Origin of the sequence: Thermococcus sp. (genome assembly GCF_027052235.1) — an archaeon.
Lineage (GTDB): Archaea > Methanobacteriota_B > Thermococci > Thermococcales > Thermococcaceae > Thermococcus.
The window spans coordinates 22,891-43,288 of record NZ_JALUFF010000081.1; the positions used below are offsets into that span (position 1 = coordinate 22,891).

Sequence of the window (20,398 nt, forward strand, 5' to 3'; positions counted from 1 at the left end):
CTATCACCTCAGGTCTGCTCTCCTAAACCTTAGCCACGTAATGGTCAAGTAAGCAAACGTTGGAATGATCAGCATGCCCAGGTTACTTTCATGGTTTAAAATCTTATCTATCCCAGCAGGAGGAAGATTGCGCTTCTGAGAGAGCGCAGAGCTAAGGGCAACGTACTGAACCGAGGGAGCTGGGACGTACAGTGCCCTCCGGGCGAGCTCTCCCGAGTGCCCAAACGTAGTTACAAAGGCTATTGGGACTACAAAGCCCAGCAAGAAGGCGAGAACCAGCGAGAGGAGAAGTGCCTTTCTCCCCCTCATGAAGGCCGAGAGAAGGTAGCCGAGGGCCAGATACTGGAGGAGCGAGAGGAAAAGGAGGGAACCAAAGGCAAGGCCGAGTTCGAGGGTTCTACCTAAGGGAGCACCTAAGTGCAGGGCGTAGGCAACGATAAGGGCCGCGTAGAAAGCAGTTCCAATGAAGACCGCGAGGGTATCGCTGAGGAGCGTTCCCAGGAAAAAGTCTCTCCTCTTCATCGGCTTGCTCAGGAGAACCCTGACGGTGCCGTTCTCAATTGCCGAGCCGATCGAGAGCGCCCCGAAGGGCAGAACCACGAAGGGCAAGAAAACGCCGTTCAGGGCCGAGATTACGGCATTCAAAAGGCCCGGAATACCGAAATCTGAGTGGTAATCCCCGAGCATGGTAAAGTTAAAGAATGCTGTCATGGTGGTCAGAGCGAGGAAAGCAATGAAGCGCCTGCTCTGAAGGCTCAGCCCGAGGAAAACGCCGTAAAGCCCGCGGGGGGAGAAGGAAAAACCAGGGACAGCAATAGACTCAGGACCCCTCAACTCCCTCCTCCGGAAGGCTTCCATCCCGACGAGCGACAGAAGAACGAAAACAGCCAAAAGTTGTCCAACGGCCTTATGGGAGACAGAAACGCTCTCGCCGATTGAAACAGCCCTCTCAAGGTAAACCGTCGGAATGAACGAGTAATCGGATTTTCCGAGGAGAAGGAGAACAACGAACGCCCCAAGCCCGAGGAAGACCCCGGAATCTCGGGAAGTAGCGAGGGGGATTAGGAGCAGGGCGATTCCAACAACGCCGACCAGCGAGAGCGAAAGGGCAAGGGAGCCTACGAGATAGTCTTTAACTTCGAAGCTGTGGGCTAGCATTGCAAGCGCTCCCGAGAGTGCAATCCCTAGGGTGAAAATTAGAGCAAGCTTTAACCCCTCGAAGGCCCAGCTTAGGAAATAGCGCCTCCTCGTGAGGGGCTTTGAGACCATCAAGATGACGCTCCCCCTCTCGAAGTCCGAGCCGAAGCGCGGGAGGAGAATTATTAACAGGACTGGTATGAAGAGGAACTTGATGAAATTCGGAAGCCATTTGACGAGCAAGTCGGCGGTTATCAGGTGACCGAGCACTTCGGAGGATATGTTGGGATAGTGAGTGGTAAATCTGGAAACGTCTATCTCGACCGCTATGGCCGGGAAGAGGAACATTACAAAGATTGTAGAGGAGTTTACTTGTTTTTTCACAGTACCACCCTCCGAGAGCTAGCTAATAATTTAAATAATAAACCTGCTCCACAAAGAAATAATAAAAAAGCGAGTGTGTCAAATATCAATCACTTGGCAATCAGGATCTCCTCCCCAGTCCCAGAAGCATCCGGTGTCTGTCATCTCACAGCCTTCTCCAAATGCACACTCAATGTAGCAGTTGTCACTGTTGCAGTTGTCACTAGTTATGCATAGAGGTTCAATTGGATTGATATTCTTGGTTAACTTCTTGAACATTTTCTTTCACCTCCTTATACATCTATAATTGTACACGGGCTTTCTGAGGTGCAAATATCTATCAACAGACAACTTAGGTCTCTAGAACCACAGTCAATATCAACAAAGCACTGTGGCTCCACCGGGTTGCCACCTGCGTTCAACTTCTTAAACACCTGCTATCACCTCCTTTGGTTTTTGGGTTTTGGCCTCATCGGACTCCTCGGCCCTCACCCCTCCCAGGGGTGAGCGTGAGAAGACCTTATTCAACCAGTCTTCGTCAAGATTCGAGTAAAGCCAGGAACCCCACCTCACGAGAGCAAACATATAGGAGCAGTGGAACTCGTCGGGGAGAAACACGTCACCGTTGTAGTAGTGGTTGTTGTATATACAGCCACCGCCGCAGTAAGCCCTTATCGGGCAGCTCGAACACTTTGGTCTCTTGTCCACAGTATGGTGAAGGATCTTCTGAATGAACTCGTTCTCCCACCTGAAATCATCAACGTGACCAACCACAAATTTTTCCATTCCAACGAACCTGTGGCAGGGATACATCTTCCCGTCCGCCGAAACCCCGAAGTAGCTCCTGGCAACACCACAGGGATAATGGCGGTAGGTGCCGGAGTAAATCATGTGAACCATCTCACGGAGCTTTGTGTAAACGATTCCTTTCTCCTTGTAGTGTTCAAGCTCGTCCTTCGCTATCTTTTCGAGGGCAGATTCAACGAGTTTAGCATGCTTCTCAGTCAGTGGTGTACTTGTGGTAGCTGGCTCAAGATGAACGCTCCTGAAACCAAAATCAACGAAGAATCTGTAAATCTCATAGTATCTATCAAGCTGCTCTGGCAGAACCGTTGCGCGGATGCTAACCTTAACGCCACGCTCAAGCATCTTCTCTGCATTCCTCGCTACAACATCAAAGGTTGGATATCCCCCACGTAGAGGTCTGTTGTTATTTTGAATGTCTCTAGGGCCATCAAAGCTTAGAGTCACCGTGAAGTTGTTCTCAAGGAAAAAGTCAATGACCTTCTCTGTGACGAGATAACCGTTGGTTGTTATGCTGAAGGTAACAACTTTATCGTGTTCTTTAGCCTTCTCTTTTGCATATTGAACCAGCTCCCGAATCAGCGGAAAGTTCAACAAAGGTTCGCCACCAAAGAACTGAATGTTAACGACCTTCTTCCCCTCTCTCATTAGCAGGTCAATGGCCTTTTTAGCAACTTCTGGACTCATTCTAGTATTGGGAGTGTGGTAAGTACCGCCATCACCATAACAGTAAACACAAGCAAAGTTGCAGTCTTCCATGACGTTAAGGGAAATGGACGAAATCTTGGATTTTATGATTCCGAGATATGGCTTTACGGGTGGCTTAGATTCATAGAATACGCGACGGAGATCTTCATCAGATTTAATCTCCTTTATCAAAGAATCCCAGTCAGATGTAGAGTATTCCTTTACAAAACGATCCTTGCCATCACCCCAGCCCAACTCTGCCACAAACCTGCAGAAGTCATAGGTTTTCTTATCGACCTCAAATAGGGTTCCTGTAGGTGAATGCAGAACAAAGTACTTGCCACCAACGTGGAAGGTGTGCAATTCCGGTCTCACGTCACCAGACATTGTACTCTAACACCTCCGAAAAAAAAAACTGTAGTTAATGTTTATAAGATTTTCTATTCATTTGTAAAACAATAGAGTATTAAAGTTTTTCTACTCTATCAAAACGACCAAAAATAATCAAAAACACATCCCCAAGTGATAGTTCTTCAACTCTAATCTGCATGGCACCCTTTGAGGATAAAACCCTCACGAACTCATCCACCTCATTGATTTTAAGATAGGCCGTGACATGAGTGTAGTTCCCTTTGGTAAGACACCGAGCCATATGCCATCTGTTGCATTCAACTTTTCCCTTCACAATCGCACTGACCTTTTTATCAACTGGAACCCTGAGCTTCCTGCTTATCTCCTCAGGCTTTCCCTCAAGGATGGGCCTCTTGTTGAAGAGTAGAACCCTGTCACTCAGCTTCTCTGCCTCCTGAAGGTCGTGGGTGGTGAGGATAACAGTCGTTCCAAAGTCCTGAACGAGGGTCATTATTGCGTCATGTATCTCGCTCTTGGTTATCACATCGAGAAAAACCGTCGGCTCGTCGAGTATGAGGTACTTCGGCCTGACCACTAGTGCGGAGGCGATGTAAACCTTCTGCTTCATTCCGGCCGAGAGCTTCTGGTACCATTCGTTCCTCTTCTCCCACAGGTTCAGCAGTTTGAGGGCGTACTCTATGCGTTCCCCCATCTCAGCCTCGGGAACCTTCCACAGCCTCGCGATGAACTGAAGGTTCCTGTAAACGCTCAGGCGCCACTGGAATACCCCCCACATGTCCCTCTCGCCAGTGAAAACCGTGAACATCTCCCTCGCAACTTTGCCGTGCTCCCTAAAGCTGTCGTGGCCGTCGATGAGCAGTTTTCCAGAACTCGGCTCAAGCAGGCCGTTGGCGATTTTACAGAGGGTCGTCTTTCCCGCACCGTTGGGACCGAGGAGGCCGAATATCTCCCCCTCCCTCACCTGAAAGCTAAGATTCACGAGGGCCGGAATCTCCTCCCTGGGTCTTCCGAGAAAATCACGGAGACTGTCCAGATCGAAGAAGCCCCCAAAAGGAGGTGGATAGTACTTGGTCAGGTTAACTGCCTCAATCATCCAACCACCTCACACGTGACCCAATGTGCCAAGCTGCATCGCCTTTCTAACGCCCCACCTAAACGTGGCGATTCCTACTAAAAACATAATACCGGTAGTTAGGATAAGGTTCACAAAACTCGGCCAGATTTGAGACACTGAATAGCCCCCGCCCATCGTCAGCCTGGCCATCTCAAGAATGTACCTCTCGGGGTGTATCTTGGAAATAGGCTGGAGCCACCAGGGGAGCGCGTCGGGCGGGAAGTAAAGACCGCTCACGAGCTGGGAGGTGAGGTTGAGGAACCAGTTTACAGGATCCTGCCTCGCTTTAGTGGCAGTCCGAAAGCCCGCCGAAAAAAGTTCGAGGGCAAATGTGAGGGTGAAGCCAGCAAGGATAACTAGCAGGGCACCGAGGTTGAGGTGAATAACTAAGCCGTAGAAGAGAACGAAGACTACCGTTATTAGGCCCATTATCATAAGGCTCCAGACGACATTCCAGGCATTTATTCCTACAAAGACCGCTACCATTCCAGCGGGGGAGGCATATAGCATCGGAAAGCTCCTCCCAATCAGGAGCTTGGAAAGGCTACCGCGCGGAAGGAATATTATGTTGTGCACGATGAAGCCTATCAGAAAGAACTGAAGGAAAGAGTTAGTTCCGTACTGCTCGATGTTCGCGTTTATGGTCACCAAACTGGCGAATATTCCCATGACTGCAACCTGGATTAGAAGGCCTATCAGGTAGCTTACCACGTCCCAGCGGTAGCTGAAAAAGACCTCTCTCTGAACATTGAAGAACTCCCGGACTATTTTAACACCGTCCCTCATTCCAACCAGTCAACGTTAGAATAGAGAATTTAAAAGAATATCGCATATCTACCTCGCTCTATTGGTGGGCAAGGCTTTCAGAAAAAATGTAAATTCGCAGGCAATCAGCCGAGCCTCTTCTTCACCTCTTCAATGGCTTCCTCAGCTTTCAGCGGGTTCTTTATCCTTCCCTGGGCAAGCTCTTTCCTTCCGCCGCCACCGCCGCCTGCAACGGAGGTTATTACTCTAGCGAGCTCTCCCGCTTTGAGGTCAAGGCCATCGCCAACTGCAACGACGAAGTGGCCCTCTCTGGTGATGAGAACTACCACGCGCTTATCTTTCCTGAGCTTGTTTGCAGCTTCACGGAGGTCATCTATTGTTCTCCCGACCACCTTGCCGATGAACTCTATTTCGCCAACCCTCTCGACTTCATTCTCAAGCTCATAGACGAGGAGCTTCGCCAGCTCTTTCCTCAGCTTCTCGGCTTCTTTCTTGGCCTGCTTCCACTCGTTAAAGAACCTCTCCGCCGTCTCCGGAACTTTCTCCGGGGGAACGCGGAATATCTCGGCGGTCTTCTTGAGTATTCTCTCGGTCTCCTGCATCCAGTTTACGGCAGCTTCTCCAGCGGCAAAGATAATCCTCTCCACGCCATCCTGTATGCGCTCCGTCCTCAGAATCTTTATCGGCCCGATAAGGCCGGTGTTGGGCAGATGCGTTCCACCACAGGCCTGAACGTCCCAGTCCTCTATCCTGAGAACCCTGATAACCCTTCCGGGGACGACTCCACCCTGATATAAGCGGAAGCCGTACTTCTGCTCCGCCTCCGTCCTCGGGAGCCACTCCCAAGTGACCTTCCTGTTCTCCATCACAACTCTGTTGGAAAGGCGCTCTATCTCCCTCAGCTCCTCCTCGGTTATGCGCTTGTAGTGGGATATATCTAGGCGGGCCCAGTCGGTGTGGAGCTGTGAACCGGCCTGCCAGACGTGTTTTCCGAGAACCCTGACGAGTGCGCCCATAAGGACGTGGGTTCCGGTGTGGTGACGCATGTGCTGGATTCTCCTGTCCCAGTTGAGCCTTCCGTGAACCTTAGTCCCTTCCTTGAAGAGCTCCGGTCTCTCGACTTTGTGCAGGATGACCTTTCCGACCTTCTGGACGTTTGTGACCTTGACTTCCTCACCGTTGACAACCAGAACACCGGTGTCGTAGGGCTGGCCTCCACCTTCCGGATAGAAGGCCGTCTTATCCAACACGACCCAATCATCGATTACCCTGAGGACATTAGCATCGAACTCCTTCATGAAAGGGTCCTCGTAGTAGAGCGTCCTCGTGTCGGGTAAATCCTTGACTAGTTCGAAGTCCACCACATATTCTCCTGCCGTCTTTTTCTCGGTCTTCTCGGCCTGCTTGGCGACGAGAGTGTAGAAGTTGTCGGGTATGTGAACCTTGATTCCCTCCTTCTGAGCAACCTCAGCCACTATCTCAGGGGTTAAGCCGTGGCTCTCGTAGAATAGAATGAGCTTCTCCAGCGGGAGCTCGTTAATTCCCCTCTTCTTGAGCTTCGCTATCTCGCGCTTCACAAGGTCGCTTCCCCTCTTCAGCGTATCCTGGTAGCGCTTCTCCTCGACGTTGATTATGTCAAGGATTACATCCTCCATCTCCTTGAACTCGGGGAACGTTGGCGAGAGCTCCTTTATGTGCATCGCAACTATCTCGCTCAGCGGAATCTCAAGGCCGAGCTCTCTAAGATGTCTTATGCTCTTCCTTATGAGGAGCCTTGCGAGATAACCCGCTTTGACGTTTGAGGGGATCACCCCATCAGCGAGCATAAAGGTTAAAGCTTTGGTATGGTCCGCTATGGCGTAGATGAGCTCGTAGGGCCTCACAGCTTTCTCAAGCTCCTCGACGCTTATGCCAACGCGCTTTGCCACCTGCTCCCTCAGATAGCGCAAATCCCCCATGTCCTCGATGTCAAACATCCCAGCTAATCTGGAGTTCTCCATCAGGATTCTCCCGTCTATCTTCTCCACACCGGCCATCTTCTTGAGGGGTTCAATGACGTAGCCTAAGACAGCGTCGTAAGCCGTTGGAGTGCCATGGCTCATCCATACTAAACGCTCAAGACCGTAGCCGGTGTCGACGACCTTTGTCTCCATCGGAACGTACTTTTCACCCTTTATCTCAACCACCTGGCTCGGGTCGGCGTTTTCTGGGGCCTTCTTGTACTGCATGAAGACGAGCGTAGCCACCTCAAGACCGCGGTAGAGCACCTCGAAAGCCGGACCAGCGTTTCCTCCGCCGGCCCACGGGTTTTCCTTGAAGGTTATGTCCTCTGCCTTCATTTTGAGCTCCTTGGTGAAGAACTCAAAAGCTAATTCAACAGTCTCGTCCATCCAGTATATCGGCTTGCCCGGGTAGTTGAAGGCATGATGCGCCATCATCTCGAATATCGTGAAGTGCCTGCCGGTTATTCCGACGTTGTCTATATCCGTAAACCTTATCGAGGGCTGGCTTATGGTGAGCGGGTTTGCAGGTGGGTCTGCTTCACCGCTTATGACCCAGGGCTGGAAGTCCATTATGCTGGCTCCAACGAGTAAAACATCGTCCCTCCATCTCGGCAGAACCGGGTAGCGCTTAACCCTACCATGACCGTGCTTCTCGAAGAAGCTCAGGAACTTTTCACGCATCTCATCTAGGGTGTACTTCTTCGGTATCCCGGGCTTTCCTATGAACTGATACTCGTCACAGGGCGGGTCTCCACAGGTCTCTCTCTCGGGATCGAGCGTCCAGAAGTACTTGCCACACTTCGGACAGCGCTTCCTAATCCATCCCTCTTCCCTAAACATCCTGGTAGTCATGTCCATGCTCATGAGAACCACCACCTTTTCCAGTTAAAACTAAGAACAGGGAGAACCTAATTAAGGTTTTCTAATCCCTTATGTCCGGTCCAAGGTCAAGGTCAACATCTTCGAACTTCTCCCCGTCAACCACAACAACCGGGAGGTTCAACCTCTTAAGGAGTTCCAGTATGGCGTCCTGTCTGCGCTTGAGCATCTCAACCTTGTGCCTCAGGTTCGCGTTTTCGACGCTCAGGTCGGTGGCTTCCTCAACCTTCATCCTAAGCTGCATCCTGAGCTCAATAAGTTCATCCTCAAGCTCCCTGATGGAGCGTTCGAGCCTGTCTATCTCCTCTATGTATTCCCGACACAGCCTTTCCTTTATCATACCGGTCAGCCCCGCGAAACATCCTCATCAATCAGGGGGCTCCAGACTCATCATCCCAACCGGGTTCTTATGGAGTCATTTATACTTTGCCCCACAAAACCTTTAAAAACTCGCGTGCTATGATGAGCGGTGTTATCCATGAGACACCAGCTAAAATACATCCTTGTACTTGTTCTTGGCCTAGTAGCTATCTCCCTTCAGGCTCAGGCCTCGGCAACCTCCCTCAGTACAGACCACTGGGAGTTCACCTACGCCGCCACCTACTACTTTGACGCGACCTTCTACGGCCACTACGTCTACTTCCCCGACTGGGCACAGGAGCATGTCTGGAACCGGCACGTGCTCGGATATGACATGGACTACAAGTACGAGACTACCTTCTATCCCCTCGGCCAGCACGTCAAGGGTCGCCACCTTCCCGAGACAATGGACGGCTATGACATGGTCTACCTAATCGAGGATACCATAGAATACGGTGATGCCCGCTTCCACGGTGACAAAGTTGTGATAACCTACTACCTTCCCTACTGGGAGTACCGTGAATATGGAATAAGCAGGATGAAGGTCGTCCTTGAAAGGGAATACTACCGGGGCTACACCTACTACGAGGTCATAACGGCCTATCCAGTATCAGGGCCGGACGTTGCAGTCTACGAGGACGGGCACTGGGTAAATTAATCAGAGGCCAAGGCGCTCGGCAATCTCCTCAACGACCCTTTCAATTTCCACCGCCTTCTGTTCACCGCTCTCCATGTCCCTGACGGTTACCTTGCCTCCTTCGAGGTCTCTCTTTCCTATGAGGACGACGAAGGGAACGCCGAGTCTTCCAGCGTAGTCAAGGGCCTTCCTGAGCTTTCTACCTATAAGCTCAACATCCGCCTCAATGCCGGCCTCCCTTAGGGCCGTAACGACCTCTATAGCAACTTTCCTAACGACCCTCTCCTGACCTATCGGGATGACGTAAACCTCAGGTTTGAGCTTCGGCTCAGGGATCAGGCCCCTCCATTCGAGTATTGGGATTAGCCTTTCAAGGCCTATGGCGAAACCCGTTGCTGGAGTTGGCTTCCCCCCAAAGACCTCTATCAGGTTGTCGTACCTTCCGCCACCGCCAATGGAGCCTATGCCGAGGTCGTTCGGGGCTATTGCCTCGAAGACTACACTCGTGTAGTAGTCGAAACCGCGCGCTATTCCGAGGTCAATCCTTATCCACTTGGAGACGCCGTAAGCATCGAGAAGGTCAACGAGTTCGTAGAGCCTTTCTATCTCCTTCTTGGCTTCCTCGCTCCCGAAGAGCTCTTCCGCCATCGGGAGAACTTCATCAGGCTTCCCTTTGATTTCAACCAGCGAGAGAACCCTTTCAAGGCCTTCATCGCTCAGCCCGAACTCTTTTAACGCCCCGATAAAATCCTCCCTTGAGAGCTTGTCCTTCTTGTCTATGAGCCTCATGAGGCCTATGTCGTCCCCAACGCCAAGCATCTTGGCGAACTCGTCGAGGAGAACGCGGTCGCCGATGTTGACCGTGAAGTCCTCCAAACCCGTCGCGAGGTAGCTCTCAACGAAGAGCGCTATAACCTCGGCATCGGCTTCAACCTTATCGCTCCCGATGAGCTCAACCCCCGCCTGCCAGAACTCCCTAAAGCGGCCGCTCTGCGGTTCCTCATACCTGAACATGTTGGCTATGTAGTACCACTTCACCGGTTTCGGCGCGTTCTGGAACCTGTTGACATAGAGCCTCGCAACGCTTGAGGTCATGTCAGGCCTCAGCGAGACGTCCCTCCCGCCTTTATCGAGGAAGGCGTAGAGCTGTTTAACGACCTCCTCACCGCTCCTCAGCCTGAAGAGGTCGGTGTACTCGAAGGTCGGCGTGAGAACCTCGCGGAAGTTGTAGCGCTCGAAGGTCTCGCGTATCCTCTCGAATACCCACCTTCTCTTCGCCATCTCCTCTGGTAAAAAGTCCCTCGTTCCCTTAACCCGCTCAAGTCTCATTTCCATCCCCCAAATAAAGGCTCTCCGAAGGTTAAAAGCTTACCCTCCGGCCGTCATCATGAGCAGATATATCCCAATAACGCCCTCCACCATCATCTGAGCACCAATCGCCATTATGAAGAGACCGATTATCCTTATCGTGACGCTGAGGAAAGTCTTGTTGACCGATTTCATCATGTAGAGAGCCACGAACATCGAGATGGCCACAGTTGCTATCGCTATGGCCGTTGCCGAGAGGGAAACGGTGTAGCCGTATTCAGCGGTCAGGGTTATAACAGCCGTTATGGCAGCTGGGCCAGCTATGAGGGGCATCGCAACGGGAACCGCCGCTAGAGCCAGTATATCCTTCTCCCTCCTCAGGGTGAACATTCCACCGCTCTCAAGGGCCTCAAGGCCAATCTTGAAGAGGACGAAGCCCCCGGCAACTTTCAGGGCGTTGATGTCAATGTGGAATATGTCCTGCAGGATTATCTGGCCTGCAACTGCAAAACTCGCGAGAAGGAGGAAGCCTATGAGGTTGGCCCTTACGATGAGGGCCTTTATGTCCTCTATCCCGAAGTCCTCGCGGAGAAAGGTGACGAGGAGTATTTTGTCGCTCGGGTCTATCATGATGAGCATGAGCAACGCCGAACTCAGTATCGTGGAGAGCTCGCTCATGTTCGGAAGTGCCGAAACAACCTTAAAAAGCTATGCTAACTCCAAAGGGCGATGACGAAACCGGCACTGGCTGAGATGTGATGAGTACCCGGTTGGCCGAGCCTTCTACTCCCTTGAGAAAGCCCACTTCAGGAGGAAGGGCGTTACAACGGTCGTCACTATCACCATCGTCACTGGAATCGCGAATGTCCCGCTGTCGAAGACGCCCTCGTCCAGAGCCACGTTGGCCATTATCAGAGCCACTTCCATACGCGGTATCATACCGATGCCGACCTGAAGGGCCTCAACGGGCTTGAACCTGGAAACGAAGGCACCGAAGCCACATCCGAATATCTTGCCCACTATCGCCAGAAGGGAGTAAACGAGGGCGAACGTTCCTGCATGCATGAGAACCCTCACGTCGCTCTCGATTCCTATGCTCACGAGAAAAATCGGAATGAAGAGGGAATAGCCTATGGTCATGAACTTCCTGTCAATCTCCCTCGCCTCCTCCGTACTGGCCACGAGGAGTCCCGCCAGATAAGCGCCCGTTATGCCTGCTATCTGAAACTGCTCGGCAAGGTAGGCAAAGATAAGCATTATAGCTATCGCGAAGGCCGTCACAGTCTCGGGAAGGCTTATCATCTCCGAGAGCTTGAGCGTTTCCTTGACGGCCGGGTTTCCTATCAGGAGGCCGATGATGAAGTAAAGCCCAACTTCGCCGAGGATTATGAGGAGGTCTTTCATATAGACGCTCCCGCGAGTGTTTATGCCAACCAGTATCGTGAGCACGATTATGCCGAGGACGTCGTCAACGACGGCAGCAGCCAAGATAGTCGTCCCAACCTTCGTGCGGAGCTTCTTCAACTCCATCAGAATACTTGTGGTCAGGCCAACGCTTGTGGCCGTTAGAACACCGCCGAGGAACATCGCCTGTATGCCTGAGAAACCCCAAACCATCGCCCCAACGTAGCCGAGGATAAAGGGCGTCAGAACCCCGAGGGAGGCAACTATAAAAGCGGGAATGCCAACGTGCTTGAACTCCTCGACGTCGGTCTCAAGGCCCGCTAGAAAGAGCAGCATGACGACACCAAGGTCTGCGAGGAGCTTGACGCCCTCGTCGTAGCCGACGAGGTTGAGAATGGAGGGCCCTATTATTATCCCGCCAATCAGCTGGCCGAGGGCAGCCGGGAAACCGAGGCGAACGGTGATGTAGCCGAAGAGCTTCGCAACTATTAGTATCAGCGCCAGCTCGAGGAACACGTCCATGATTATCATCCCGCTTGGCCTTTAAGACGAAACGATCCTTATCAGCCTTATTATGTCTTTAACCTCAAGGATGCCGTGAACCTTGTTCTCATCGTCTACAACCGGGAGGTGGTGCTTTCCAGTTTCTAGCATCAGCTTTATCGCCCTGCCGAGATCGTCGTCAATCCCTATAGTTATCGGACGTCTCACCATTATGTCCTCCACCCGGGAGGCACGGTTTATCGAGTACTTCTTGAGGAGGTTCACCCCCACCACCGTGTACCTCTTTGGGGGCTCGAAGAACCTGAGGATGTCCTTCATCGTGATGAACCCGAGAAGTCTTCCCTCCTCATCCACAACAACTGCCGAGGTTTCCTCCCCCCGGAGGCTCTGGATCAGGACGCTCAGTGAATCACTCGGAGAAACCCTGAGGAAGTCCCTGTCCATAACTATCCTAACCGGAACCTTGGAGACGTAGCGTATGTTGTGGCTCAGCTCTTCCTTCCGCCGGAGCTGAATCATTCTGCGCTTGCTGTGGGTTATGTGGGCCTTTCCAGCTTTGCTGGCCTTTCCAGCCAAGACAGTCCCGGATGGCTCCATAGCACTCACTAATAAGGATATTTCCCCTCAGCGTGTTTAAGTGTTTCGACAGGTTTTTGACATTAAAAGGTCAAAAGTTTCGGAAAAACTGGACAAAATTAAACATTTTTATGCCAAAAATTTTTTAAGGGCCAGCCCATAGACCTTGGCAAGGGAAATATGGTTTCTGGAAACGGAAAAGCCTATGACGTTGTGATTGTAGGTGCCGGCCCTGCGGGACTTTTCGCGGCCTACGAGCTCTCGGAAAGGAGTGATTTTAGTGTTCTGGTGATAGACGAGGGGGGAGACGTTGATCAAAGGGCCTGCCCGATGTACGAGCTCGGCTACTGCATAGGCTGTCAGCCGTGCCACATAATGAGCGGTGTCGGAGGAGCGGGTGGCCTAAGCGACGGGACGATAAACCTCAGGCCGGACATTGGAGGCGATTTAAGCGAGCTAACTGGCGATGAGAACTACGCCTGGCAACTAGTATGGGAGGTTGACCGGATTTTCTTGAGGCACAAAGCCCCGAGAAACCTTTTCAGGGGCAATCCCGAGCAGGTTAAATACTGGGAGCAGAGGGCGGCGCAGGCCGGTGTTAAGTTCATCCCGATAATCCAGAGGCACATCGGCTCCGACAGGACGCCCGAGGTTATAGGCGACATCAAGAGGCACCTTGAGAGCAAAGGAGTGAAGTTCCTCCTCTGGACTAAGGCTCTGGAGTTCGGCCGGGGATGGGTTAAAGTTAAGCGGGGAAAGGACGTCTTCGAGGTCAGAGCAAAATACATAATCGTCGCACCCGGAAGGGGAGGAGCGGAGTGGTTCCACGACGTCGCCAAAAGGATAGGCCTGAAGGCAAGGCACGGGCCCATTGACGTTGGAGTTAGGGTTGAGGTTCCGGCAATAGTTATGGACCCGATAACGAGCATAAACCACGACCCCAAGTTCCACATCTACACCGACACCTACGACGACTTCGTGAGAACTTTCTGCACAAACCCCAACGGCTTCGTCGTTGAGGAGCGCTACGACGGCTACGTTGGCGTTAACGGCCACTCAATGCACGAGAAGAAGAGCAACAACACTAACTTCGCCTTCCTGAGCAGGATTGAACTTACCGAGCCGGTGGAAGACACCACAGCCTACGGCAGGAGCATAGCACAGCTGGCAACTACCATAGGGGGAGGAAAGCCGATAATCCAGAGGCTTGGCGATCTCAGGAGGGGGAGGAGGAGCACCTGGGCGAGGATAAGGAGGAGCGACGTCGAGCCAACACTTAGGCACGTGACTCCGGGGGACATAGCGATGGCACTGCCACACCGCGTCGTCACAAACATTATAGAGGGCCTTGAGAAGCTCGACAGGGTTCTGCCGGGAGTAGCGAGCGACCACACACTTCTCTACGCGCCGGAGATAAAGTACTACGCGATGAAAGTTGAGGTTAATGAGAACCTCGAAACGAGCATCGAGAACATCTTCGCGGCCGGCGATGGCGCTGGTTTAAGCAGGGACATCGTTAATGCCGCGGCAACCGGCCTCTTGGCGGCAAGGGGAATACTCAAGAAGGAAGGACTATACACGGAGAGGGACTTCAGAAGGCCGGAGAACTGGAAGGAGAAGGTTGAGGGGATGGAAGCGTGAATCTGACTTCATGGAAAGGGCGTTGTAATCCTTTACTTCTTATTACATTTGATTGTTTTGGAACTTTTTGTTTGTTTTAAGAGTGTTTATTTAACCACAAAATTTTTATATGTTAATTAACTACTCAAAATTGGTGATTCCTTATGTCGAAGCTTGGTTTGTGGTGGGTTCGGTGGAATGGTTCTGACTACGAGTCGAGGATGACTGTCGGAAATAGAAAAGCCACCGTTGAGGACTTCAGGGAGAGGGGTTTTGACAGGATTGTTGTTCTCAGCGGAGAAGGGAGGGGGATTAAGTACAGCGGACCATTCTATAATTCGGGATACAACGATGGAAGGGAATTTGCAAGATGGGTATCCAACCACATATACGGGATGCCATTGTATATAACAATACCCTTTAGCCGCCCCGAGGGATTTCCACGGGATCAAGTGCAGATACCGTTTGAGTACTCTGGCGTGAACTCATACTACAAGGGCTGGATTGATGGTGTTCTAAGCGTTGACAACACTGACCTTAATGGATTCTACTGGAGTTACGAGAGTTGCCTTCAGACTACCTCTCACGATGAAGCTCACGTTACAAAGGAGTTCATCCAGTACATGAGCAACTACATTCGTAATCATGACCAAGAATTAATTTGGATTCCCACCATTGGAGACAGGACTATGGATCAGATAAAGACTTTCTGTGCTATCCCCACTCTTGCGGGGTATTTTAATCACGTGTTTGTTCAGCCCCATTATTACCAAACTACCAAACTGAGTGATGGGAGTGATTACACATTCCAAGAACTTGCGTGTCGTGTGGAATGGATGGCCAGCAAAGGCCTTTCCATCGAAATGGAGGCTGACAACAGTATAATTGGTGAAAAAAGCAACTGTGCATACTGTAAAAGTATTCAAGGTACCTGGGAAGGCGATCATTTCAAAGAAAAAGTTGGATGCGATGAGAACCCGACCTCAGAAACAGAAGAAGAGTGCATTAACCGTGCATGTGATTATTACAGAGCAATTACAGAAGTAAATCCGAGTGCATTCTCAACGAAAGCCTACTACTTCGGTACAGACCTAAGAGTCGTTGACAGGGTGAGATCAAAATGTCCAGACTGGTAATCCCCATCTTCCTCCTTCTTTTTCTTTCCGCTTCAGTCTCTGCGTATCCTTATGTTAAAGCGCCCGGCGGCCTTTATGAAGTTCAGTATTCCGTTCTCTCAAACGGAACCGGGGCATTAATTCACCTCTCGATCCTTCAGTGGGGAATTGACTGTGGAATGACCGACTGCTGGCCGGCCGTCTTTTACGGTCATGAATACCTCCTTTACTTCAACGGCTCCCACCTCTACCTCCTGAATTTCACACCCGTGCTGAGAACACCCTACGTGGAATATAAAGGGGCGAGCTTTCTAAATGGGAGCTGGTACATTGAGGTTAAGTATTCCAATGATGAAATTGATAGGTTTTACCGGCTTGACATCAGACATTTCTGTATTGAGCCTGCTAACGTTAGTTGGCTCTGGCTTCCAAAGGGGAACGTCAGCGACTCCATATACGGCTGGAAGATTGAGTTGCAGTCGCTGGGTCCCGGTGAGTGGAGCCACACGAACGTTAGCGACATCTGGATTGCTCTGAATAGAAATGTGAGCAGTTGGTCCCCTGGTCCGGTAACACTGGTGAACTCGAGCGTTTTCCCTGTCTACTTCACTCTTAAAAAAGACAATAACACGAGGAAGATTGCCATAATCTACGTCAATACAACCAACAACTCCAAAGGATTGATAGAAGGCTTCTGGTTTCCTAAGAGTGTTAAAATCGTAAATGTAACAGTCTGCAAGTCAACTGTCCCTCAAGAGAATATCACTTTGAACGAAACCAAGACTCAAACGTCTGCCCAGGGGAGCATCACTCGTTCTTCCACGAACACCATTGAAAAAACGAACAAAACATCGCCCTCACCTCAAACTTCCAGCAAAAAGAGCATTTGCGGACCCGGACTGATAGTGATTATTGTGGTGGGCACTGTGTTTTTTGTTAGGACGAGACGAGGTTAGGTCAGCCGGAAGGTTAACGTTAAAAGCCCCCTTTCTCCCCTATTTCAGGTGGAGAAAAATGCCCGTGAAATGTAAGTTCTGCGATAAACCAGCCTTCATCAAGCTCCATTACCCAAAAATGTACCTCTGCGAGGAGCACTTCACAGAGTACTTTGAGAGAAAGGTGAAGCGAACCATCGAACGCTACAAGATGCTCAAGCCGGACGAGAGGGTTCTGGTCGTCGTCTCGGGCGGAAAGGATTCAGCGGTTACCGCCTACGTCCTCAAAAAGTTCGGCTACAACACGGAGTGCCTACATATAAACCTCGGGATAGGCGAGTACAGCGAGAAGGGCGAGAGCTATGCGAAAAGGCAGTGCGAGAAGATTGGAGCGCCCCTCCACATCGTCCGTGTGAAGGAACTGTTTGGTTATGGCATAGGTGAGGTCAGGACGAGAAGACCGACGTGCTCCTACTGCGGTCTAACCAAGCGCTACATCTTCAACAAGTTCGCCTACGACAACGGATTTGATGTCATTGCCACGGGGCACAACCTCGACGACGAGGCGAGCTTCATATTCAACAACATAATGAACTGGAACACGCAGTATTTGGCAAAGCAGGGACCGGTCACCCCCTCAGCCTTCAACGGCAAGCTGGTGAAGAAGGTTAAACCGCTTTATGAGGTCACGGAGCGGGAGGTTGTCGCCTACGCTCTGGCGAACGGAATAGAGTACGAGATAGATGAGTGCCCGCACGCGAGGGGAGCCACAACGCTGGAGTGGAAGGCAATACTAAACGAAATGGAGGAGAAGAGGCCCGGAACTAAAATCAACTTCGTCAAGGGCTATCTGAGGAAGAAATACCTCTTCGAGGCCGAGCTGGAGAAGACTGAACTCAGGGAATGCAAAGTTTGCGGAATGCCGTCGAGCGGAGAAGTTTGCTCGTTCTGCAGGTTCTGGGGGCTTGAGAAGCCGATAGACTTTAGAGTGAAGCCCAAAAGTTGAAGTTTTACATACCTTTAACGCAACTGATTTAAATTTCTCGTGCCAACTATCTGGTAAGGGGTGTTACACAATGGGGCTTAGGGAAGTTGCTCTGATCAAGATATGGGAGGAGATAAAACCCGGAGAAACGGTTCTCTTCGAGAGGACAGGAGAGGGCGACTTAACGCTCGGCCTGTATCATACCCTGACATGGGCAAAGGAGATGGGGTTCAGGGTCGTTATCGTTGATGTGCTCAATACCTACGCAACGCTTGCCACAAAAGCCGTTCTTTCGGGTTTTGAGAGCGAGCTTTTCCAGAAGGTAGAGGTAATAAAAGTCGGGGGCACAAAAGTGATCGGAGAAATCGTTGCTTACATAACCGAAATTTCAGAACCTACCATACTCACGAAGAAGTTTAAAGAGGCCTATAGGAGGATACTTGAAAACACGGAAGAGCGAATTCTCGCGATAGCGGTTGGCCTTGAGAAGCTCTTTCTGGTGTCCAACATGAGCCCCCGCGGGATTCAGATTATAGTTGATCACCTATCCGAATACGTGGGAAGACCCGAAAGACTGGGAGTCTACTTACTAAAGCGGGACATTCTCTCGGGAGAAAAGGAGTTTGTGATAAAGCTCCTTGAGGACATAGCGACCACGGTTATCAGAACTGAGAAAAGGGGACGGATGACCGAGTTCCACATAATAAAGTCTCTGAACAAGGAGCTGGAGGGTGTCCTGATAAGGGTGTAAAAAAGCATCAAAGCTCCCTAAAGCGGAGCCTGAAGCGTAGCTCCTCCTCCAGCGGGAACAGCAAAGTATAGCTGACGCCCTGCTGGATGAAGTCCCAGCCTGCCTCGCTCTGGCTGAGAGTTTTTATCGGGTACTTCCACACCCTAGCCTTCCTGTCGAGCTCTATCCTTGCCCTGCCAATGCCGTAGGGGTCGTTGACCTCAAAGCTCTCGGCCTCGAATTCAGCCGGTTCTTCCATGACGCTGTGGACGGCTAAGTTGAGCTCGACCCCGAAGAGGGCTTTAGCATCGCTCCTTACGGTGTAGTCAACGACGAGGCCATCTTCGCTTATCCTGACTGACTTCTCGACACGGGCTGGCTTTTTGGCAACAGTCCCGTCCCTCTCAAGGGTCACTCCGTTCTCAAAGAGGCTGAAGTCGTAGGGCCCGGTGAGGAAGTCCCCAAGCTCCAGATAGCGGTTGAGCCTGTACTCGTCGAGGGTCGTCTCCGGCTCTATGAAGTGGTCCTGGAGGATGGCCCTCAGGTGGTTGTCGTATGCTAGCTCACGCCTTATCTCGTCGGGAATCTGCTTTCCGAGCTCGTGTATGCTGGCAACGCCCTCGTCGCCCTCCTCCTCCGGTGTCGCAGCCTCTGGAACCTCGTGGTAGTGCTCCCATCTTCTAGCCAAAACGTCGTTGTAGTTGACGGCCTTTCTCTTTGAGCTGAACTCGAAGAGCGCCCCACCGTAGGCAGGCTTGAATACTGCATAGAAGTTTTCGTTCTCCAGGAAAACCTCTTCCCTGCCATCGAAGTCTATGTCCCTAACGAAGCTTCCAGTGGAAACGAAGGTGTTGGCCTTTATGATGTTCTCCCACACGGCCCTTCTTAAGTGCGGTAGGTAAACTCCGCCGAAGACGCCGTGCCAGTAGGCGTCGTTGCACTGGGCCTTGAAGACGAACTTCCTCGCTTCAGGGTTCTCTCTAGTGAGTTTGCTCACCATCAGCATTCTCTTGTGCATGTAGTTGCTCTCCGGGTACTTGAAGAAGAAGTTCTTCCAGATGCCACCGCGGACAAAAACCCTGTACTTCTCGAACTTTTTCTCCCTCTTGAGCTCCTCGACGAACTCAACGAAGAGCTTCGCCTGCTTTGCAGGCAAAGACCACTCGCTCATCTCGAAGTAGGAAGCTATCGGGAGGTAGACGAGGCCCTTCGGCCTGAAGCGGGAAAGATACTCGGAGTAAAGCATCAGGTTAATTCTCTCATCGCTTGAAAGTCTGTCAAAGAACTCCTTAAGCCAGCCCTTCTCGTAGACCCACTCATAGGTTCCCGGCCAGACGCCGAACTTCTCGCCGTCGTCGTGAAATACAGCCACCTTGCTCTCGTCGCCGTCCTCAAGGCTGTGGAGGTACTCAAGTGTCTTCTCAACCGGGCGGAAGGGGATGAGATAGCGGAGCTTCTCATCAATCGGGAAGACCGCTATGACCTCTCCACCGTCCTCGGTGTAGTAGGGCCAGAAGAGTTCTTCCTTAGATAAGCCCGCGCTCATGAAGTGGTAATCGTCAACTATGACGTACTCTATTCCAGCAGCGCGGAGGCTCTTCACCAGCTCTGGCTGCCAGACGCGCTCGGTGAGCCATACCCCCTTGGCATCGTAGCCGAGCTTTTTGGCAAAGTCCTTCAGCAGGTTTATCTGCTCTATCCTGTCCTCCTTTGGTATTGATGCCAAAACCGGCTCGTAGAATCCAGCGACCACTATCTCAAGCTGACCCCTCTTAACGAGTGACCGGAGGAGGTCGATGTGCTCCGGCCTGTTTTCCGCTATCCACTCAAGGAGCGGGCCCGAGTAGTGCACGGCAACCTTCATGTTGGGATAATTCTCCAGCGTCTCCATGAAGGACCTGTAGGACCTTTCGTAAGCGCTCTCCATTACCCATCCGAAATTGCCAAGGGGCTGATGGTTGTGTATTCCGAAGATGAAGTTCACCATTACGACCACCCACAGATGTTATCACTGGGGGTGATATGACTGGAAAGGCATATAAACCTTTCCACCATATAATCACCACCGGTGAATTCAAAACACCCTCAATGAAGGGATAA

Annotated in this window: 18 protein-coding genes; 6 read left to right on the forward strand and 12 right to left on the reverse strand. The window is 51.4% G+C overall.

Going from position 1 to position 20,398, the window contains the following annotated elements:
- Positions 1-3: 3 nt before the first annotated feature.
- From MVC73_RS10240 to MVC73_RS10270, 7 genes are all read right to left on the reverse strand, one after another.
- A complete protein-coding gene (locus tag MVC73_RS10240; RefSeq protein WP_297510683.1) occupies positions 4-1,521 on the reverse strand; it encodes an ABC transporter permease subunit in 1,518 nt (505 codons plus the stop codon).
- 78 nt (positions 1,522-1,599) lie between these two features.
- Positions 1,600-1,779, reverse strand: coding sequence for a hypothetical protein (locus MVC73_RS10245; RefSeq protein WP_297510685.1), 180 nt, complete (start codon positions 1,777-1,779; stop codon positions 1,600-1,602).
- A gap of 147 nt (positions 1,780-1,926) precedes the next feature.
- Positions 1,927-3,378 carry a radical SAM protein gene (locus MVC73_RS10250; RefSeq protein WP_297510687.1) on the reverse strand — a complete coding sequence of 484 codons (1,452 nt, stop codon included), beginning with the start codon at positions 3,376-3,378 and terminating at the stop codon, positions 1,927-1,929.
- 79 nt (positions 3,379-3,457) lie between these two features.
- Positions 3,458-4,456 carry an ABC transporter ATP-binding protein gene (locus MVC73_RS10255; RefSeq protein ID WP_297510689.1) on the reverse strand — a complete coding sequence of 333 codons (999 nt, stop codon included), beginning with the start codon at positions 4,454-4,456 and terminating at the stop codon, positions 3,458-3,460.
- Between the two features lie 9 nt (positions 4,457-4,465).
- Entirely contained in the window at positions 4,466-5,263 is a 798-nt protein-coding gene (locus MVC73_RS10260) for an ABC transporter permease (protein WP_297510691.1), read from the reverse strand.
- 104 nt (positions 5,264-5,367) lie between these two features.
- Positions 5,368-8,109: an alanine--tRNA ligase gene (gene alaS, locus MVC73_RS10265; protein ID WP_297510772.1), complete on the reverse strand. Its 2,742-nt coding sequence runs from the start codon at positions 8,107-8,109 to the stop codon at positions 5,368-5,370.
- A gap of 58 nt (positions 8,110-8,167) precedes the next feature.
- Positions 8,168-8,464 (reverse strand): hypothetical protein, encoded by a 297-nt coding sequence (locus MVC73_RS10270; protein ID WP_297510693.1) that lies wholly within the window; start codon positions 8,462-8,464, stop codon positions 8,168-8,170.
- Positions 8,465-8,593: 129 nt separating this feature from the next.
- Between MVC73_RS10270 and MVC73_RS10275 the strand changes: the two genes are divergently transcribed.
- Positions 8,594-9,142, forward strand: a complete 549-nt coding sequence (locus MVC73_RS10275) for a hypothetical protein (RefSeq protein ID WP_297510695.1) — start codon at positions 8,594-8,596, stop codon at positions 9,140-9,142.
- Here MVC73_RS10275 and hisS read toward each other — a convergent pair whose 3' ends face one another.
- The 4 genes from hisS to MVC73_RS10295 all read right to left on the reverse strand — a co-directional run bounded on the left by hisS (position 9,143) and on the right by MVC73_RS10295 (position 12,934).
- Entirely contained in the window at positions 9,143-10,450 is a 1,308-nt protein-coding gene (gene hisS, locus MVC73_RS10280; RefSeq protein ID WP_297510775.1) for a histidine--tRNA ligase, read from the reverse strand. It lies immediately after the preceding gene.
- Between the two features lie 39 nt (positions 10,451-10,489).
- Positions 10,490-11,107, reverse strand: a complete 618-nt coding sequence (locus MVC73_RS10285; RefSeq protein WP_297510697.1) for a MarC family protein — start codon at positions 11,105-11,107, stop codon at positions 10,490-10,492.
- A 105-nt stretch (positions 11,108-11,212) separates the two neighbouring features.
- Positions 11,213-12,355 (reverse strand): cation:proton antiporter, encoded by a 1,143-nt coding sequence (locus MVC73_RS10290; RefSeq protein WP_297510700.1) that lies wholly within the window; start codon positions 12,353-12,355, stop codon positions 11,213-11,215.
- 21 nt (positions 12,356-12,376) lie between these two features.
- Positions 12,377-12,934 carry a CBS domain-containing protein gene (locus tag MVC73_RS10295; protein WP_297510778.1) on the reverse strand — a complete coding sequence of 186 codons (558 nt, stop codon included), beginning with the start codon at positions 12,932-12,934 and terminating at the stop codon, positions 12,377-12,379.
- A gap of 159 nt (positions 12,935-13,093) precedes the next feature.
- Between MVC73_RS10295 and MVC73_RS10300 the strand changes: the two genes are divergently transcribed.
- From MVC73_RS10300 to MVC73_RS10320, 5 genes are all read left to right on the forward strand, one after another.
- Positions 13,094-14,554, forward strand: coding sequence for an NAD(P)/FAD-dependent oxidoreductase (locus MVC73_RS10300; protein ID WP_297510702.1), 1,461 nt, complete (start codon positions 13,094-13,096; stop codon positions 14,552-14,554).
- Between the two features lie 143 nt (positions 14,555-14,697).
- On the forward strand, positions 14,698-15,669 hold the full coding sequence (locus MVC73_RS10305; RefSeq protein ID WP_297510704.1) for a DUF4855 domain-containing protein: 972 nt from the start codon (positions 14,698-14,700) through the stop codon (positions 15,667-15,669).
- A complete protein-coding gene (locus MVC73_RS10310) occupies positions 15,654-16,604 on the forward strand; it encodes a hypothetical protein (RefSeq protein ID WP_297510706.1) in 951 nt (316 codons plus the stop codon). The genes MVC73_RS10305 and MVC73_RS10310 overlap by 16 nt, the downstream gene beginning before the upstream one ends.
- Positions 16,605-16,668: 64 nt before the next feature.
- Positions 16,669-17,589, forward strand: a complete 921-nt coding sequence (locus tag MVC73_RS10315; RefSeq protein WP_366938963.1) for a TIGR00269 family protein — start codon at positions 16,669-16,671, stop codon at positions 17,587-17,589.
- A 70-nt stretch (positions 17,590-17,659) separates the two neighbouring features.
- Positions 17,660-18,319 carry a DUF257 family protein gene (locus MVC73_RS10320; protein ID WP_297510710.1) on the forward strand — a complete coding sequence of 220 codons (660 nt, stop codon included), beginning with the start codon at positions 17,660-17,662 and terminating at the stop codon, positions 18,317-18,319.
- Positions 18,320-18,326: 7 nt separating this feature from the next.
- On the opposite strand, the gene MVC73_RS10325 is transcribed toward MVC73_RS10320, so the two are convergent.
- Positions 18,327-20,285: an alpha-amylase/4-alpha-glucanotransferase domain-containing protein gene (locus tag MVC73_RS10325; RefSeq protein WP_297510781.1), complete on the reverse strand. Its 1,959-nt coding sequence runs from the start codon at positions 20,283-20,285 to the stop codon at positions 18,327-18,329.
- Between the last annotated feature and the right edge of the window lie 113 nt (positions 20,286-20,398).

Coding starts and splice junctions, on each gene's coding strand:
- MVC73_RS10245 (WP_297510685.1), bottom strand. CDS start 1,779: ATGTTCAAGAAGTTAACCAAGAATATCAATCCAATTGAACCTCTATGC.
- MVC73_RS10250 (WP_297510687.1), bottom strand. CDS start 3,378: ATGTCTGGTGACGTGAGACCGGAATTGCACACCTTCCACGTTGGTGGC.
- MVC73_RS10255 (WP_297510689.1), bottom strand. CDS start 4,456: ATGATTGAGGCAGTTAACCTGACCAAGTACTATCCACCTCCTTTTGGG.
- MVC73_RS10260 (WP_297510691.1), bottom strand. CDS start 5,263: ATGAGGGACGGTGTTAAAATAGTCCGGGAGTTCTTCAATGTTCAGAGA.
- alaS (WP_297510772.1), bottom strand. CDS start 8,109: ATGAGCATGGACATGACTACCAGGATGTTTAGGGAAGAGGGATGGATT.
- MVC73_RS10270 (WP_297510693.1), bottom strand. CDS start 8,464: ATGATAAAGGAAAGGCTGTGTCGGGAATACATAGAGGAGATAGACAGG.
- hisS (WP_297510775.1), bottom strand. CDS start 10,450: ATGAGACTTGAGCGGGTTAAGGGAACGAGGGACTTTTTACCAGAGGAG.
- MVC73_RS10285 (WP_297510697.1), bottom strand. CDS start 11,107: ATGAGCGAGCTCTCCACGATACTGAGTTCGGCGTTGCTCATGCTCATC.
- MVC73_RS10290 (WP_297510700.1), bottom strand. CDS start 12,355: ATGGACGTGTTCCTCGAGCTGGCGCTGATACTAATAGTTGCGAAGCTC.
- MVC73_RS10295 (WP_297510778.1), bottom strand. CDS start 12,934: ATGGAGCCATCCGGGACTGTCTTGGCTGGAAAGGCCAGCAAAGCTGGA.
- MVC73_RS10300 (WP_297510702.1), top strand. CDS start 13,094: ATGGTTTCTGGAAACGGAAAAGCCTATGACGTTGTGATTGTAGGTGCC.
- MVC73_RS10305 (WP_297510704.1), top strand. CDS start 14,698: ATGTCGAAGCTTGGTTTGTGGTGGGTTCGGTGGAATGGTTCTGACTAC.
- MVC73_RS10310 (WP_297510706.1), top strand. CDS start 15,654: ATGTCCAGACTGGTAATCCCCATCTTCCTCCTTCTTTTTCTTTCCGCT.
- MVC73_RS10320 (WP_297510710.1), top strand. CDS start 17,660: ATGGGGCTTAGGGAAGTTGCTCTGATCAAGATATGGGAGGAGATAAAA.
- MVC73_RS10325 (WP_297510781.1), bottom strand. CDS start 20,285: ATGGTGAACTTCATCTTCGGAATACACAACCATCAGCCCCTTGGCAAT.